This is a genomic window from Streptomyces sp. NPDC037242, from assembly GCF_055604165.1.
The window spans coordinates 113,808-129,484 of the sequence record NZ_JBVJUY010000008.1 but is presented as its reverse complement, the minus strand read 5'-3'; the positions used below and the strand labels follow the sequence as shown (position 1 = coordinate 129,484).

Here is a 15,677-nt window from a genome sequence, read left to right as displayed (position 1 = left end):
GCCGTGGAAAGCGGTCCCAACGGCAACAACGTCCCGGCCCCCAGGGCCTCCGCCGGGCCCGAGGTGATCGGCGTCCGCAGGGGCATGTTCGGCGCCGCCAACAGCGGCGACACCAGCGGCTACGGCGGCCTCGTGCGCACCGTGGCGCTGCCCGGCGCGAGCGCCCGCCCGTACGGCTCGTACTTCGACGAGGTCGTCGACGAGCTCGAAGGGGCGCTGGAGGAGCAGGACCTGGTCCCGGAGAACGCGCTGGAGAAGGTCGTGGTCGACCGGGGCGAGCTGACGCTCCACGTCGTCCGCGAGCACCTCGTACGCGTGGCCTCCACCCTGCGCGACGACCCGGCCCTGCGCTTCGAGCTCTGCACCGGCGTCTCGGGGGTGCACTTCCCCGACGACAAGGGCCGCGAGCTGCACGCCGTCTACCACCTGCGCTCGCTCACCCACGGCCGGATCGTGCGGCTGGAGGTGTCCGTCGCGGACGGCGACCCGCACATCCCGTCGCTCGTCACGGTCTACCCGACCAACGACTGGCACGAGCGCGAGGCGTACGACTTCTTCGGCCTGATCTTCGACGGGCACCCGGCCCTCACCCGGATCATGATGCCGGACGACTGGCAGGGCTTCCCGCAGCGCAAGGACTACCCGCTCGGCGGCATCGCCATCGAGTACAAGGGCGCCCAGATCCCGGCTCCCGACCAGCGGAGGTCGTACAGCTGATGTCCCCCACCTCGAAGCACGCAGACACCCCGAACCACGCAGAGGGGCACGCCTCCTCCCGTGAGACGACCGAAGGCCTCGTCTACACCGTCACCGGCGGCGACTGGGACGAGATCGTCCAGTCGGCGGCCCGCGCGGACGACGAGCGGATCGTCGTCAACATGGGCCCGCAGCACCCGTCCACGCACGGGGTGCTCCGCCTGATCCTGGAGATCGACGGGGAGACGGTCACCGAGGCCCGCTGCGGCATCGGCTACCTGCACACCGGGATCGAGAAGAACCTCGAATTCCGCAACTGGACGCAGGGCACCACCTTCGTCACGCGCATGGACTACCTGACGCCGTTCTTCAACGAGACGGCGTACTGCCTCGGCGTCGAGAAGCTGCTCGGCATCACCGACCAGATCCCGGACCGGGCCACCGTCCTGCGCGTGCTGCTGATGGAGCTCAACCGGCTCTCCTCCCACCTGGTGTGCATCGCCACCGGCGGCATGGAGCTGGGCGCGACCACGATCATGATCTACGGGTTCCGCGACCGCGAGCTGATCCTCGACGTCTTCGAGCTGGTCACCGGCCTGCGCATGAACCATGCGTTCGTCCGCCCCGGCGGCCTCGCGCAGGACCTGCCCCCGGGCGCCATGGACCAGCTCCGCGAGCTCGTGAAGACCCTGAAGAAGAACCTGCCGGAGTACGACAAGCTCGCCACCGGCAACCCCATCTTCAAGGCCCGCATGCAGGACGTCGGCTACCTCGACCTCACCGGCTGCATGGCACTGGGCGCCACCGGCCCGATCCTGCGCTCCGCCGGACTGCCGCACGACCTGCGCAAGACGGACCCGTACTGCGGATACGAGAACTACGAGTTCGACGTGCCGACCACCGAGTCCTGCGACTCCTACGGGCGGTTCCTGATCCGCCTGGAGGAGATGCGGCAGTCGCTGCGGATCGTCGAGCAGTGCCTGGACCGGCTGGAGCCGGGTCCGATCATGGTCGCCGACAAGAAGATCGCCTGGCCGGCGCAGCTCGCGATGGGCCCGGACGGGCTCGGCAACTCGCTCGACCACATCAAGCAGATCATGGGCACCTCCATGGAGTCCCTCATCCACCACTTCAAGCTGGTGACCGAGGGCTTCCGGGTACCCGCCGGGCAGGCGTACGCGGCGGTCGAGTCCCCCAAGGGCGAACTCGGCGTCCACGTCGTCTCCGACGGCGGCACCCGCCCCTACCGGGTCCACTTCCGCGACCCGTCCTTCACCAACCTGCAGGCCATGGCCGCGATGTGCGAGGGCGGCCAGGTCGCCGACGTCATCGTCGCCGTCGCCTCCATCGACCCCGTGATGGGAGGCGTCGACCGATGACAGCCAGTCCTGTGAATGCAGGGGTCAGCCTGGGGATGCCGCAACTGCCCGCCCCCGACTTCCCCGCCGAGGTACGTGCCCGGCTCGAAGCGGACGCGCGCGAGGTCATCGCCCGCTACCCCGACAGCCGCTCCGCGCTGCTGCCGCTGCTGCACCTGTGCCAGTCGGAGGAGGGCCACGTCTCGCGCACCGGCGTCCGCTTCTGCGCCGAGGTGCTGGGCCTGACCACCGCCGAGGTCACGGCCGTCGCCACCTTCTACACGATGTACCGGCGGAGGCCCTCGGGCGACTACCAGGTCGGCGTCTGCACGAACACGCTGTGCGCGGTGATGGGCGGCGACGCCATCTTCGAGGAGCTCAAGGAGCACCTCGGGGTCGGCAACAACGAGACCACGCCCGACGGCAAGGTCACGCTGGAGCACATCGAGTGCAACGCGGCCTGCGACTACGCCCCCGTGGTGATGGTCAACTGGGAGTTCTTCGACAACCAGACCCCCGAGTCCGCCAAGGCCATGGTGGACGACCTGCTGGCCGGCCGCCCCGTCGAGCCGACCCGGGGCGCGCCGCTGTGCACGTACAAGGAGACCGCCCGGATCCTGGCGGGCTTCCCCGACGAGCGCGAGGGCGCCGTCGAGGCGAGCGGCGGTGCGGGCGCCGCCTCCCTGATCGGCCTGCGCATCGCACGCGGCGAGTCCCCGCACGCCCCGATCGTGCACCCGCGTGGCGAGGCCCGTGGCGAGACCACCACCGAGGGAGGGGAGTGATGACCGTGTCGACCGAGCTGAGCAAGAACGGCACTAGTCCTGAGAAGCTCCTCGCGCCCGTCCTGTCGGCGTTCTGGGACGAGCCCGAGTCGTGGACGCTGGAGACCTACCGGCGCCACGAGGGGTACGAGGGCCTGCGCAAGGCGCTCGCGATGACCCCGGACGACCTCATCGCCTACGTCAAGGACTCGGGCCTGCGCGGCCGGGGCGGCGCGGGCTTCCCCACCGGAATGAAGTGGCAGTTCATCCCGCAGGGCGACGGAAAGCCGCACTACCTCGTCGTGAACGCGGACGAGTCGGAGCCGGGAACCTGCAAGGACATCCCCCTCCTCTTCGCCAACCCGCACTCCCTCATCGAGGGAATGATCATCGCCTGCTACGCGATCCGGTCCGAGCACGCCTTCATCTACCTGCGCGGCGAGGTCGTGCCGGTACTGAGGCGCCTGCACGAGGCGGTGCGCGAGGCGTACGAGGCCGGCTACCTCGGCAAGGACATCCTCGGGAGCGGCCTCAACCTCGACATCACGGTGCACGCGGGCGCGGGTGCGTACATCTGTGGGGAGGAAACGGCACTCCTCGACTCCCTCGAAGGCCGGCGCGGTCAGCCCCGGCTGCGCCCCCCCTTCCCTGCCGTCGAGGGGCTCTACGCGTGCCCCACTGTCGTCAACAACGTCGAGTCCATCGCCTCGGTTCCCGCGATCCTGAACAAGGGCAAGGACTGGTTCAAGGCGATGGGGACCGAGAAGTCCCCCGGCTTCACGCTGTACTCGCTCTCCGGGCACGTCGTCGGCCCCGGCCAGTACGAGGCCCCGCTCGGCATCACCCTGCGCCAGCTCCTCGACATGAGCGGCGGGATGCGGCCGGGCCACCGGCTGAAGTTCTGGACCCCGGGAGGCTCCTCCACCCCGATGTTCACGGACGAGCACCTCGACGTCCCGCTCGACTACGAGGGCGTGGGCGCGGCCGGCTCGATGCTCGGCACCAAGGCCCTGCAGTGCTTCGACGAGACGACCTGCGTGGTGCGGGCGGTGACCCGCTGGACCGAGTTCTACGCCCACGAGTCCTGCGGCAAGTGCACGCCCTGCCGCGAAGGCACGTACTGGCTGGTCCAGTTGCTGCGCGACATCGAGGCCGGCAAGGGCGTGATGTCCGACCTCGACAAGCTGAACGACATCGCCGACAACATCAACGGCAAGTCGTTCTGCGCGCTCGGCGACGGCGCCGCCAGCCCGATCTTCTCCTCGCTCAAGTACTTCCGCGAGGAGTACGAGCAGCACATCACGGGCAAGGGCTGCCCCTTCGATCCCAAGAAGTCGACCCTCTGGGCTGACGGTCCCAAGAAGAACTCCGAGGTGAACGCATGACCGTCACCACGAACGCTCCCGCCGGTGGCGGCGAGGCCGCGGTGCCGCCCGAGAACACCGTGTCGCTGACCATCGACGGCGTCGAGCTGTCGGTGCCCAAGGGCACGCTGGTGATCCGGGCCGCCGAACAGATCGGCATCGAGGTCCCCCGCTTCTGCGACCACCCCCTCCTCGACCCGGTCGGCGCCTGCCGCCAGTGCATCGTCGAGGTCGAGGGCCAGCGCAAGCCGATGGCCTCCTGCACCATCACCTGCACCGACGGCATGGTCGTCAAGACGCAGCTGACCTCCGAGGTCGCCGAGAAGTCCCAGCGCGGGGTGATGGAGCTGCTGCTCATCAACCACCCGCTGGACTGCCCGGTCTGCGACAAGGGCGGCGAGTGCCCGCTGCAGAACCAGGCGATGTCGCACGGCAACGCGGAGTCCCGTTTCGAGGGGCGCAAGCGCACGTACGAGAAGCCGGTGCCGATCTCCACCCAGGTGCTGCTGGACCGGGAGCGGTGCGTGCTGTGCGCGCGCTGCACCCGCTTCTCCAACCAGGTGGCAGGCGACCCGATGATCGAGCTGCTGGAGCGCGGCGCGCTCCAGCAGGTCGGCATCGGCGAGGGCGACCCGTTCGAGTCGTACTTCTCCGGCAACACCATCCAGATCTGCCCGGTCGGCGCGCTCACCTCGGCCGCCTACCGGTTCCGCTCCCGCCCGTTCGACCTCGTCTCCTCCCCGAGCGTGTGCGAGCACTGCGCGGGCGGCTGCGCGACCCGGACCGACCACCGCCGCGGCAAGGTGCTGCGCCGGCTGGCCGCCGAGGACCCCGAGGTCAACGAGGAGTGGATCTGCGACAAGGGCCGCTTCGGGTTCCGCTACGCGCAGCGCCCCGACCGGCTCACCACCCCGCTGGTGCGCGGCGCCGACGGCGTCCTGGCCCCGGCGAGCTGGCCCGAGGCCCTGGAGGCCGCGGCGAACGGCCTCGCCGCCGCGCGCGGCCGGGCCGGGGTGCTGACCGGCGGCCGGCTGACCGTCGAGGACGCGTACGCGTACGCCAAGTTCGCGCGCGTGGTGCTCGACACCAACGACATCGACTTCCGGGCCCGCGTGCACAGTGCGGAGGAGGCCGAGTTCCTGGCCGCCACCGTGGCGGGCACCGGCCAGGACCTCGACGGTGAGGGGGTGACGTACTCCTCGCTGGAGGCGGCGCCCGCGGTGCTGCTCGTCGGCATCGAGGCCGAGGAGGAGGCCCCCGGGGTCTTCCTGCGGCTGCGCAAGGCCCACCGCAAGCACAAGCAGCGGACCTTCGCCCTCGCCCCCTTCGCCACCCGCGGCCTGGAGAAGGCGGGCGGCACCCTGCTGGCCGCGGCCCCCGGCACCGAGCCCGAGTGGCTGGCCGCGCTGGCCTCCCGCTCGGGCCTGGAGCAGGGCGGCCACGCGGCCGCCGAGGCGCTGCGCGAGAAGGGCGCCGTCATCGTCGTCGGGGAGCGCCTCGCCGGGGTGCCCGGCGCGCTGACCGCCGCCGTACGGGCGGCCGCCGCGACCGGCGCCCGCCTGGTGTGGATCCCGCGCCGGGCCGGTGAGCGGGCCGCCGTGGAGGCGGGCGCGCTGCCGTCGCTGCTGCCGGGCGGGCGTCCGGCCACCGATCCGCGGGCCCGCGACGAGGTCGCCACCGTGTGGGGCCTGGACGAGCTCCCGCACCGCTACGGCCGCGACACCGGCCAGATCATCGAGGCCGCGGCCGGGGGAGAGCTCTCCGCCCTGCTGGTCGCGGGCGTCGAGCTGGTCGACCTGCCGGACCCGGCCCGGGCGCGGGTCGCCCTCCAGGAGGCCTTCGTGGTCTCGCTGGAACTGCGGCCCGGCGAGGTCACCGACCACGCGGACGTGGTGTTCCCCGTCGCGGCGGTCGCCGAGAAGTCGGGCGCCTTCGTCAACTGGGAGGGCCGGGTCCGGTCGTTCGAGGCGGCGCTGAAGCCCGAGCAGATGACGCGGCGGCTCGCCCCCGCGGACTCGCGGGTGCTGCACATGCTGGCCGACGCGGCCGACCGCCCGATCGCGCTGCCCGACGTACACGCCGTACGCCGCGAGCTGGAGCGGCTCGGGCCGTGGGGCGGGGAACTGGCCTCCGAGCAGTCCACCGACCCGGCGCCGGTACCGCGCCCCGGCGCGGGCGAGGCGGTCCTCGCGGGCCACCGGCTGCTGCTGGACCTGGGCCGGCTCCAGGAGGGCGACGAGGCCCTGGCCGGCACCCGGCACGAGGCGAGCGCCCGGCTGTCGGCCGCCACGGCCGCCGAGACGGGCGTGAAGAACGGCGACGTCCTCGCGGTGACCGGCCCGGCCGGCTCCGTGGAACTGCCGCTGCGGATCACCGAGATGCCCGACCGGGTGGTCTGGCTCCCGATGAACTCCACCGGCTCCGGGGTCATCGCCGACACCGGAGCCCTTCCGGGCGGCCTCGTCCGGATCGGGCCGGCCGGCCCGGCCGCCGCCGGCGACACCACTGCGGAGGTGGACGAGTGAACGCCGTACCCGGTGACTTCGTACAACTCGCCGTCGAGGACCTGTCCCTCTTCGGCCGGGACGTCTGGTGGCTCGTCGTCCTCAAGGCGGTGTTCTGCTTCGCCTTCCTGATGGTGACCGTGCTGTTCTCCATCGTGTGGGAGCGCAAGGTCGTCGCCTGGATGCAGCTGCGCATCGGCCCGAACCGGCACGGCCCCTGGGGCATGCTCCAGTCGCTCGCCGACGGCGTGAAGCTCATGCTGAAGGAAGACGTCATCGTCAAGCGGGCCGACAAGGTCGTCTACGTCCTGGCCCCGATCATCGCGGCGGTCCCGGCCTTCATGGCCATCGCGGTGATCCCCTTCGGCCCCTCGGGCAACGAGGTGTCCATCTTCGGCCAGCGCACCACGATGCAGCTGACCGACCTGCCGATCGCGATGCTCTACATCCTCGCGGTGGCCTCGGTCGGCATCTACGGCATCGTGCTGGCGGGCTGGTCCTCCGGTTCGACGTACCCGCTGCTCGGCGGCCTGCGCTCCTGCGCGCAGATGATCTCCTACGAGATCGCGATGGGCGCGGCCTTCGCCTCGGTCTTCCTCTACTCCGGGTCGATGTCGACCTCGGCGATCGTGGAGGCGCAGGCGGACCGCTGGTACATCATCCTGCTGCCGGTCTCCTTCATCATCTACGTCATCACGATGGTCGGCGAGACGAACCGCGCCCCCTTCGACATGCCCGAGTCCGAGGGCGACCTGGTCGGCGGCTTCAACACCGAGTACTCGTCCATCAAGTTCGCGCTGTTCATGCTGGCCGAGTACGTCAACATGGTCACCGTCTCGGCGGTCTCGGTCACCCTCTTCCTCGGCGGCTGGCGGGCGCCGGCGCCGATCTCCACGTACTGGGAGGGCGCCAACCACGGCTGGTGGCCGATGCTCTGGTTCGTCCTCAAGGTCCAGCTGCTGCTGTTCTTCTTCATCTGGCTGCGCGGCACGCTGCCGCGCGTGCGCTACGACCAGCTGATGAAGCTCGGCTGGAAGGTGCTGATCCCGGTCTCCGTGGTGTGGCTGATGCTGGTCGCCACCGTCCGGGCGCTGCGCAACGAGAACTACGACTTCCAGGAGATCGTGCTCTACGTCGGCGGCGGCGTCATCGCGATCCTGCTGCTGTCCTTCGTCGCGGACCTCTTCCGGGACAAGAAGGAGAAGGCGGCCGCCGGCGAGGCGGAACAGGCCGCGGCGGCCGCGCCCTTCGACCCGATGGCGGGCGGGTTCCCCGTACCGCCCAAGCCCGGCCAGCACCTGGCACCCGTACCGCGCCGAAGGCCCCGCTCCGAGCGGGAGCTGATCGTCAGCGGCGCAGTGAACACCGAGAGCGACCGAGAGGAGGGTGGTGAGAATGTCTGACGAGAAGTGGCAGAACCCGGTGGCCGGCTTCGGCGTGACCTTCAAGGCCATGTTCAAGAAGCGCCTCACCGAGCAGTACCCGGAGCAGCAGAAGACCACCGCTCCGCGCTTCCACGGACGGCACCAGCTCAACCGCCACCCGGACGGTCTGGAGAAGTGCATCGGGTGCGAGCTGTGCGCCTGGGCCTGTCCCGCCGACGCGATCTACGTGGAGGGCGCGGACAACACCGAGGAGGAGCGCTACTCCCCGGGTGAGCGGTACGGGCGGGTCTACCAGATCAACTACGCCCGCTGCATCCTGTGCGGGCTGTGCGTGGAGGCGTGCCCGACGCGGGCGCTGACCATGACGAACGAGTTCGAACTGGCCGACGCCACCCGCGAGTCGCTCATCTACACCAAGGAGCAGCTGCTGGCGGGCCTGACCGAGGGCATGGTCGAGGCTCCGCACTCGATCTTCCCCGGCGCGGAGGACACGGACTACTACCGGGGGCTGGTGACCGGGGCCGCCCCGGGCACGGTCCGGCAGGTCGCCGTTTCCAAGGGCGAGGTGGCCGAGGACGCCGCCGAGGGGGTGGGGGCGTGAGCGTCATCGCGGCAGCTTCCACCTCGGTCACCTCCTCCGGTGAGGAAGTGCAGTTCTGGATCCTGGGCACGGTCGCCGTCATCGGGGCGCTGTCCACGATCCTGATGAAGAAGGCCGTGCACAGCGCCCTGAGCCTGGCCGGGACGATGATCATCCTGGCGGTCTTCTACCTCGCCAACGGGGCGTACTTCCTGGGCATCGTCCAGGTCGTCGTCTACACCGGCGCGATCATGATGCTCTTCCTCTTCGTGGTCATGCTGGTGGGCGTCACCGCTGCGGACTCGCTGAAGGAGACGATCAAGGGGCAGCGCTGGCTGGCCGCCCTGTGCGGGCTCGGCTTCGGCATCCTGCTGATCGCCGGCATCGGCAACGCCAAGCTCACCCACTTCAACGGGCTCGGCCGGATCAACTCCGGCGGGCACGTCGAGGGCCTGGCCACGCTGATCTTCACCAAGTACGTGTTCGCCTTCGAGATCACCGGCGCCCTGCTGATCACGGCGGCCGTCGGCGCGATGGTGCTCACCCACCGCGAGCGCACCGAGCGGGCCGCCACCCAGCGCGAGCTCGCCGAGCGCCGCGTACGCGAGGGCGTACAGCTCCCGCCGCTGCCCGCGCCCGGCGTCTACGCCCGGCACAACGCGGTGGACGTGGCCGGTCTGCTGCCGGACGGCACCCCGTCCGAGCTGACCGTCAACAAGACGCTGCGCGCCCGCGGTCAGATCCGCGACGTGTCGAGCGAGGCGCTGGACAACCTGAAGGCGCTGGAGCAGGCCTCGTCCGAGCGGCTCGGCCGTGAGGAGGCCTCGAAGTGAACCCGGTCAACTACCTGTACCTGTCCGCGCTGCTGTTCACCATCGGGGCGGCCGGGGTCCTGATCCGGAAGAACGCGATCGTGCTGTTCATGTGCGTCGAGCTGATGCTCAACGCCTGCAACCTCGCCTTCGTCACCTTCTCCCGGATGCACGGCAACCTCGACGGCCAGATCATCGCGTTCTTCACGATGGTCGTCGCCGCCGCCGAGGTCGTGGTGGGCCTCGCGATCATCGTGTCGCTGTTCCGTACCCGCCACTCGGCCTCGGTCGACGACGCCAGCCTGATGAAGCTGTAAGGGGTCGCTGTGGAGAACTTGATTGCGCTGCTGGTAGCGGCGCCCCTGCTCGGAGCGGCGGTGCTGCTGTGCGGCGGCCGGCGCCTCGACAAGGCCGGCCACTGGCTCGGCACCCTGCTCGCCGCCGCGTCCTTCGGGATCGGCCTGGTCCTGTTCGCCGACATGCTCGGCCGCGGGGCCGAGGACCGGGCCGTCCACCAGCGGCTGTTCAGCTGGATCCCGGTGGAGGGCTTCCAGGCTGACCTCGCCTTCCAGCTCGACCAGCTGTCGATGACCTTCGTCCTGCTGATCTCCGGGGTGGGCACGCTCATCCACGTGTACTCGATCGGGTACATGGAGCACGACGAGCGCCGCCGCCGCTTCTTCGGCTACCTGAACCTCTTCCTCGCGGCGATGCTCCTCCTGGTCGTCGCCGACAACTACCTGCTGCTGTACGTCGGCTGGGAGGGCGTGGGCCTCGCCTCGTACCTGCTCATCGGCTTCTGGCAGCACAAGCCCAGCGCGGCCACCGCCGCCAAGAAGGCCTTCCTGGTCAACCGGGTCGGCGACATGGGCCTGTCGATCGCGATCATGCTGATGTTCACCACCTACGGCACCTTCGCCTTCGGCCCGGTGCTCGGCTCCGCGGACGCCACGTCCGAGGGCAAGCTGACGGCCATCGGCCTGATGCTGCTGCTGGCCGCGTGCGGCAAGTCGGCCCAGGTGCCGCTCCAGTCCTGGCTCGGCGACGCGATGGAGGGCCCGACCCCGGTCTCGGCCCTGATCCACGCGGCGACCATGGTCACCGCGGGCGTCTACCTCATCACCCGGTCCGGGGCGATCTTCAACGGCGCGCCGGACGCGCAGACCGCGGTCGTCGTGGTCGGCGCGGTCACGCTCCTCTTCGGTGCGATCGTCGGTTGCGCGAAGGACGACATCAAGAAGGCCCTGGCGGGCTCGACGATGTCGCAGATCGGCTACATGATCCTGGCGGCGGGCCTCGGCCCCATCGGCTACGTCTTCGCGATCATGCACCTGGTGACGCACGGCTTCTTCAAGGCCGGGCTCTTCCTCGGCGCCGGTTCGGTCATGCACGGCATGAACGACGAGGTCGACATGCGCAAGTACGGGGGCCTGCGCACGTACATGCCGGTCACCTTCGCCACCTTCGGACTCGGCTACCTCGCCATCATCGGCTTCCCGGGCCTGTCGGGCTTCTTCTCCAAGGACAAGATCATCGAGGCGGCCTTCGCGAAGGGCGGCACCGAGGGCTGGATCCTGGGATCGGTGGCCCTGCTGGGCGCGGCCATCACCGCGTTCTACATGACCCGCGTCATGCTCCTCACCTTCTTCGGCGAGAAGCGCTGGCAGCCCGACGGCGAGGGCCACGCGCCGCACCCGCACGAGTCCCCGAAGTCGATGACCATCCCGATGATCATCCTGGCCTTCGGGTCCGTGTTCGCGGGCGGCATCTTCGGGATCGGCGACCGCTTCCTGAAGTGGCTGGAGCCCGTCACCGGGCACGAGCACGGCCACCCGCCGGTCAGCGCCCTGACGGTGACGCTGTCGACCATGGTCGTCCTCGTCATCGGCGTGGGCATCGCCTGGGCGATGTACGGGCGCAGGCCCGTCCCGGTCGTCGCACCGCGTGGCTCGCTCCTCACCCGGGCGGCCCGGCGCGACCTGCTCCAGGACGACTTCAACCACATCGTGCTGGTGCGCGGCGGGGAACACCTGACCCGCTCGCTCGTGTACGTGGACCACAGCCTGGTGGACGGAGTGGTCAACGGGACGGCCGCCTCGGTCGGCGGACTCTCGGGCCGGCTGCGCAAGCTGCAGAACGGCTACGCCCGCAGCTACGCGGTCTCGATGTTCGGGGGCACGGCGATCCTGATCGCCGCGACCCTGCTGATGAGGGCGGTGTGAAATGAGTTTCCCGCTTCTGACGGTGACGGCCGCGGTCCCCGCGGTCGGCGCGATCCTGACGGCGGCCGTACCGGCCGCCCGACGGACCGCGGCCAAGTGGCTCGCGCTGCTCTTCTCGCTGGCGACACTGGCCCTGGCCGTGCTCGTCGCGGTCCGCTTCGAGCCCGGTGGCGACCGCTACCAGCTCACCGAGTCGCACGCCTGGATCGCCGACTTCGGCGTCCGCTACGAACTGGGCGTCGACGGCATCGGGGTGGCGCTCATCGCGCTCACCGCGCTGCTGATCCCCTTCGTCATCGCGGCCGGCTGGCACGACGCCGACCCGCTGGAGACGGCGTCCTCCCGCTGGCGGCCGACCCAGGGCTTCTTCGCCCTGATCCTGCTGGTCGAGGCGATGGTGGTGATCTCCTTCGAGGCCACCGACGTCTTCCTCTTCTACATCTTCTTCGAAGCCATGCTCATCCCGATGTACTTCCTCATCGGCGGCTTCGGAGACCGGGCACACTCCGGGTCCGACGAGAACGCGGCCGCGCAGCGCTCGTACGCGGCCGTCAAGTTCCTCCTCTACAACCTGGTCGGCGGCCTGATCATGCTGGCCGCCGTCATCGGGCTGTACGTGGTCGCCGGGAACTTCTCGCTCCAGGAGATCGCCGCCGCCCGCGCCGCGGGCACGCTCGACATGGCGACCAACACCGAACGGCTGCTGTTCCTCGGCTTCTTCTTCGCCTTCGCGGTGAAGGCCCCGCTGTGGCCGCTGCACACATGGCTGCCGAACGCGATGGGCGAGGCCACCGCCCCCGTGGCCGTACTGATCACCGCGGTCGTCGACAAGGTCGGCACCTTCGCGATGCTCCGCTTCTGCCTCGGGCTCTTCCCGGAGGCCAGCAAGTGGGCCACGCCGGTCATCCTCGTCCTGGCCCTGATCAGCATCGTCTACGGCGCGCTGCTCGCGGTCGGGCAGCGCGACATCAAGCGGCTGGTGGCGTACGCCTCGATCTCGCACTTCGGCTTCATCATCCTGGGCATCTTCGCGATGACCTCCCAGGGCCAGTCGGGCGCGACGCTATACATGGTCAACCACGGGCTCTCGACGGCCGCGCTGATGCTGGTGGCCGGCTTCCTGATCTCGCGGCGCGGCTCGCGGCTCATCGCCGACTACGGCGGCGTGCAGAAGGTGGCGCCGGTCCTGGCCGGCACCTTCCTGATCGGCGGTCTCGCCACCCTGTCGCTGCCGGGCCTGGCACCGTTCGTCAGTGAGTTCCTGGTCCTGGTCGGCACGTACGCCCGCTACCCGGTGGTCGGCATCATCGCCACCTTCGGCATCGTGCTGGCCGCGCTCTACACGCTGGTGCTCTACCAGCGCACCATGACCGGACCCGTGAAGGAGGAGGTCCGCACGATGCCGGACCTGCGCCTGCGGGAGGTGCTGGTGGTCGCCCCGCTGATCGCCCTGCTGATCGGGCTCGGCGTCTACCCGAAGGTGCTCACCGACATCGTCAACCCGGCGGTGAAGCACACCATGTCGGATGTGAAGCAGACGGACCCGAAGCCCGACGTGGCTGTCGAGGCCGAGCACGCCAAGAAGGGGGAGGCGGCGAAGTGAGCACTGTGACTGCTGCCCAGAGCCTGCTGACACTGGCGGCCGCGGAGCCGATCGACAAGATCCCGGCCCCGCACATCGAGTACGCGCAGCTCTCGCCCACACTGATCGTGCTGGGCGCGGCGATCGTCGGAGTCCTCGTGGAGGCCTTCGTACCGCGCAAGTCCCGCTACTACGTCCAGGTGTTCCTCGCCGTCGCCGCGCTGGCCTCGGCCTTCGCGGCGGTCGTCGGACTCGCCGCCGGCGGGTACGGGAGCACCAAGGCGCACATCGCGGCCATGGGGGCCGTGGCCGTGGACGGCCCGGCGCTGTTCCTGCAGGGCACCGTCCTGCTGGCTTCGGTCGTCGCGGTCCTCACCTTCGCCGAGCGGCGGCTGGACCCGGCCGCCCACGGCAACCGGGTCGACTCCTTCGCCGCGCAGGCGGCGTCCGTACCGGGCAGTGAGAGCGAGAAGGCGGCCGTGAAGGCCGGCTTCACCACCACCGAGGTCTTCCCGCTGGCGATGTTCGCGATCTCCGGCATGCTGATCTTCCCGGCGGCCAACGACCTGCTGACGCTGTTCGTGGCCCTGGAGGTCTTCTCCCTCCCGCTGTACCTGCTCTGCGCCCTCGCCCGCCGCCAGCGGCTGATGTCGCAGGAGGCCGCGGTCAAGTACTTCCTGCTCGGCGCCTTCTCCTCCGCCTTCCTCCTCTTCGGCATCGCGCTGATCTACGGGTACGCGGGCTCGGTCTCGTACGCGGTCATCGCGGACGTGGTGGACGGCAGCGTCGCGAAGATCGACCCGGCGCTCGCGGACACCATGGGCAACGACGCGCTGCTGCTGATCGGCGGCGCCCTGCTGCTGATGGGCCTGCTCTTCAAGGTCGGCGCGGTCCCCTTCCACATGTGGACCCCGGACGTCTACCAGGGCGCCCCGACCCCCATCACCGGCTTCATGGCCGCGGCGACGAAGGTGGCCGCCTTCGGCGCGCTGCTGCGGCTGCTGTACGTGGTCCTGCCGGGCCTGCGGTGGGACTGGCGGCCGGTGATGTGGGGCGTGGCCATCGTCACGATGCTGGCCGGCGCGGTGATCGCCGTGACCCAGACCGATGTGAAGCGGCTGCTGGCCTACTCCTCGATCGCGCACGCGGGCTTCATCCTGGCCGGTGTGATCGCGACCTCGGCGGAGGGCGTCAAGTCGGTCCTCTTCTACCTGGGCGCGTACTCCTTCGTGACGATCGGCGCCTTCGCGGTGGTCACGCTGGTGCGCGACGCGGGCGGCGAGGCGACGCACCTGTCCAAGTGGGCGGGCCTGGGGCGGCGGTCGCCGCTGACGGCGGCGGTCTTCGCGGTGTTCCTGCTGGCCTTCGCCGGCATTCCGCTGACGTCCGGCTTCGCCGGCAAGTTCGCCGTCTTCAAGGCGGCGGCGGAGGGCGGCGCGGGGGCGCTGGTCGTGGTCGGTGTCATCTCGTCCGCCATCGCCGCGTTCTTCTACATCCGGGTCATCGTGCTGATGTTCTTCAGCGAGCCGAAGGCGGACGGCCCGACGGTGGCGGTGCCCTCGCCGCTGACGATGACCACGATCGCCGTCGGCGTCGCGGTCACCCTGGTCCTGGGCGTGGCCCCGCAGTACTTCCTGGACCTGGCGGGGCAGGCGAGCACCTTCGTCCGCTGACCGGTTCGCCGTACGGCACAGGGCCCGGCCCCCTTCGGGGGGCCGGGCCCTGTGCCGTGTGCGGGACTACTCGGCGCGTCGTGGCTTCGGCATGATCTCGGTGAGGTCGAGATCGATGGGGAAGGGGACGGAGACTTTGAGGCGGTCGTGGAAGATTCCGGTGGCCACGTACTTCCGAGTGGCTGGTTCGAGCTCGAAGACGTAGACCACGGCTCGGCCGTCCTTGTGCTCCACTCGCCAGAAATGCGGGATTCCGGCGCGGGAGTACTTGAGGGGCTTGGCCTCGCGGTCGCGGGCGACGGATTCCGGGGACACGACTTCGATCGCGAGTCGCACGGATGCTGCCGGAAGCCGGGTCTGATGCGGATCCTCGTCGTCCTCCTCGGGTACGACGATCACGTCCGGCTCCGGCCGGTTCTGACGGTCGATGTCGATGGTGAATTCTCGTAGCACTTCGAGTCCGTCCGGCACCAGGGACTCCAGCTGCCGTTCGAAGAACCGCACGGCACGCAGGTGGAATTTGGTCTGCGGACTCACGAAAATCAGGCTCCCGTCGATCAGCTCCGTGTGCGGAGGCAGATTCGGAAGCGTGTCCAGGTCATCCGCGGTCCAGCCGCCCGCCGGCGGGATCGGCCAGCGGGGCCCCGGCTCCGGATCAGGCTGTGGCGCTGCGGATTCGACGCTCATCAGTGCTCCCATGGGGCAGAGTCTCGCGAGTCCGTTCAGCGTATCGCCCG

At 70.0% G+C, this 15,677-nt stretch carries 13 protein-coding genes; 12 read left to right on the top strand and 1 reads right to left on the bottom strand.

All coding sequences use genetic code 11. The features are described from left to right. Positions 1–3 precede the first annotated feature (3 nt). Genes ACZ7GJ_RS12370 through nuoN form a run of 12 tightly spaced genes read left to right on the top strand, consistent with a single transcriptional unit; the run spans position 4 to position 14,940 of the window. Positions 4–717 carry an NADH-quinone oxidoreductase subunit C gene (locus tag ACZ7GJ_RS12370; RefSeq protein WP_470751350.1) on the top strand — a complete coding sequence of 238 codons (714 nt, stop codon included), beginning with the start codon at positions 4–6 and terminating at the stop codon, positions 715–717. Beyond that, positions 717–2,075, top strand: a complete 1,359-nt coding sequence (locus ACZ7GJ_RS12365) for an NADH-quinone oxidoreductase subunit D (protein WP_470751198.1) — start codon at positions 717–719, stop codon at positions 2,073–2,075. Before ACZ7GJ_RS12370 ends, ACZ7GJ_RS12365 begins: the two co-directional genes overlap by 1 nt. Next, complete coding sequence (gene nuoE, locus ACZ7GJ_RS12360; RefSeq protein ID WP_470751197.1) at positions 2,072–2,839, top strand: NADH-quinone oxidoreductase subunit NuoE; 768 nt, start codon at positions 2,072–2,074, stop codon at positions 2,837–2,839. The genes ACZ7GJ_RS12365 and nuoE overlap by 4 nt, the downstream gene beginning before the upstream one ends. Continuing rightward, positions 2,839–4,203: an NADH-quinone oxidoreductase subunit NuoF gene (nuoF, locus tag ACZ7GJ_RS12355; protein ID WP_470751195.1), complete on the top strand. Its 1,365-nt coding sequence runs from the start codon at positions 2,839–2,841 to the stop codon at positions 4,201–4,203. The genes nuoE and nuoF overlap by 1 nt, the downstream gene beginning before the upstream one ends. Further along, positions 4,200–6,707, top strand: coding sequence for an NADH-quinone oxidoreductase subunit G (locus ACZ7GJ_RS12350; protein WP_470751194.1), 2,508 nt, complete (start codon positions 4,200–4,202; stop codon positions 6,705–6,707). Before nuoF ends, ACZ7GJ_RS12350 begins: the two co-directional genes overlap by 4 nt. Continuing rightward, the gene (gene nuoH / locus ACZ7GJ_RS12345) at positions 6,704–8,089 is read left to right on the top strand and encodes an NADH-quinone oxidoreductase subunit NuoH (RefSeq protein WP_470751193.1); all 1,386 of its coding nucleotides are present in this window, start codon (positions 6,704–6,706) and stop codon (positions 8,087–8,089) included. The genes ACZ7GJ_RS12350 and nuoH overlap by 4 nt, the downstream gene beginning before the upstream one ends. Continuing rightward, positions 8,082–8,672, top strand: a complete 591-nt coding sequence (nuoI, locus tag ACZ7GJ_RS12340) for an NADH-quinone oxidoreductase subunit NuoI (RefSeq protein ID WP_470751191.1) — start codon at positions 8,082–8,084, stop codon at positions 8,670–8,672. The genes nuoH and nuoI overlap by 8 nt, the downstream gene beginning before the upstream one ends. Next, complete coding sequence (locus tag ACZ7GJ_RS12335) at positions 8,669–9,484, top strand: NADH-quinone oxidoreductase subunit J (protein ID WP_470751190.1); 816 nt, start codon at positions 8,669–8,671, stop codon at positions 9,482–9,484. The genes nuoI and ACZ7GJ_RS12335 overlap by 4 nt, the downstream gene beginning before the upstream one ends. After that, complete coding sequence (gene nuoK, locus ACZ7GJ_RS12330) at positions 9,481–9,780, top strand: NADH-quinone oxidoreductase subunit NuoK (RefSeq protein ID WP_112449176.1); 300 nt, start codon at positions 9,481–9,483, stop codon at positions 9,778–9,780. The genes ACZ7GJ_RS12335 and nuoK overlap by 4 nt, the downstream gene beginning before the upstream one ends. Before the next feature lie 9 nt (positions 9,781–9,789). Next, positions 9,790–11,685, top strand: a complete 1,896-nt coding sequence (gene nuoL / locus ACZ7GJ_RS12325) for an NADH-quinone oxidoreductase subunit L (protein ID WP_470751188.1) — start codon at positions 9,790–9,792, stop codon at positions 11,683–11,685. Between the two features lies 1 nt (position 11,686). Beyond that, the gene (locus ACZ7GJ_RS12320; protein ID WP_470751186.1) at positions 11,687–13,288 is read left to right on the top strand and encodes an NADH-quinone oxidoreductase subunit M; all 1,602 of its coding nucleotides are present in this window, start codon (positions 11,687–11,689) and stop codon (positions 13,286–13,288) included. Positions 13,289–13,293: 5 nt separating this feature from the next. After that, positions 13,294–14,940 carry an NADH-quinone oxidoreductase subunit NuoN gene (gene nuoN, locus ACZ7GJ_RS12315; RefSeq protein WP_470751349.1) on the top strand — a complete coding sequence of 549 codons (1,647 nt, stop codon included), beginning with the start codon at positions 13,294–13,296 and terminating at the stop codon, positions 14,938–14,940. A gap of 66 nt (positions 14,941–15,006) precedes the next feature. Here the strand turns inward: nuoN and ACZ7GJ_RS12310 are convergent, their stop codons facing one another. Then, complete coding sequence (locus tag ACZ7GJ_RS12310; protein ID WP_470751185.1) at positions 15,007–15,627, bottom strand: Uma2 family endonuclease; 621 nt, start codon at positions 15,625–15,627, stop codon at positions 15,007–15,009. Positions 15,628–15,677 lie beyond the last annotated feature (50 nt).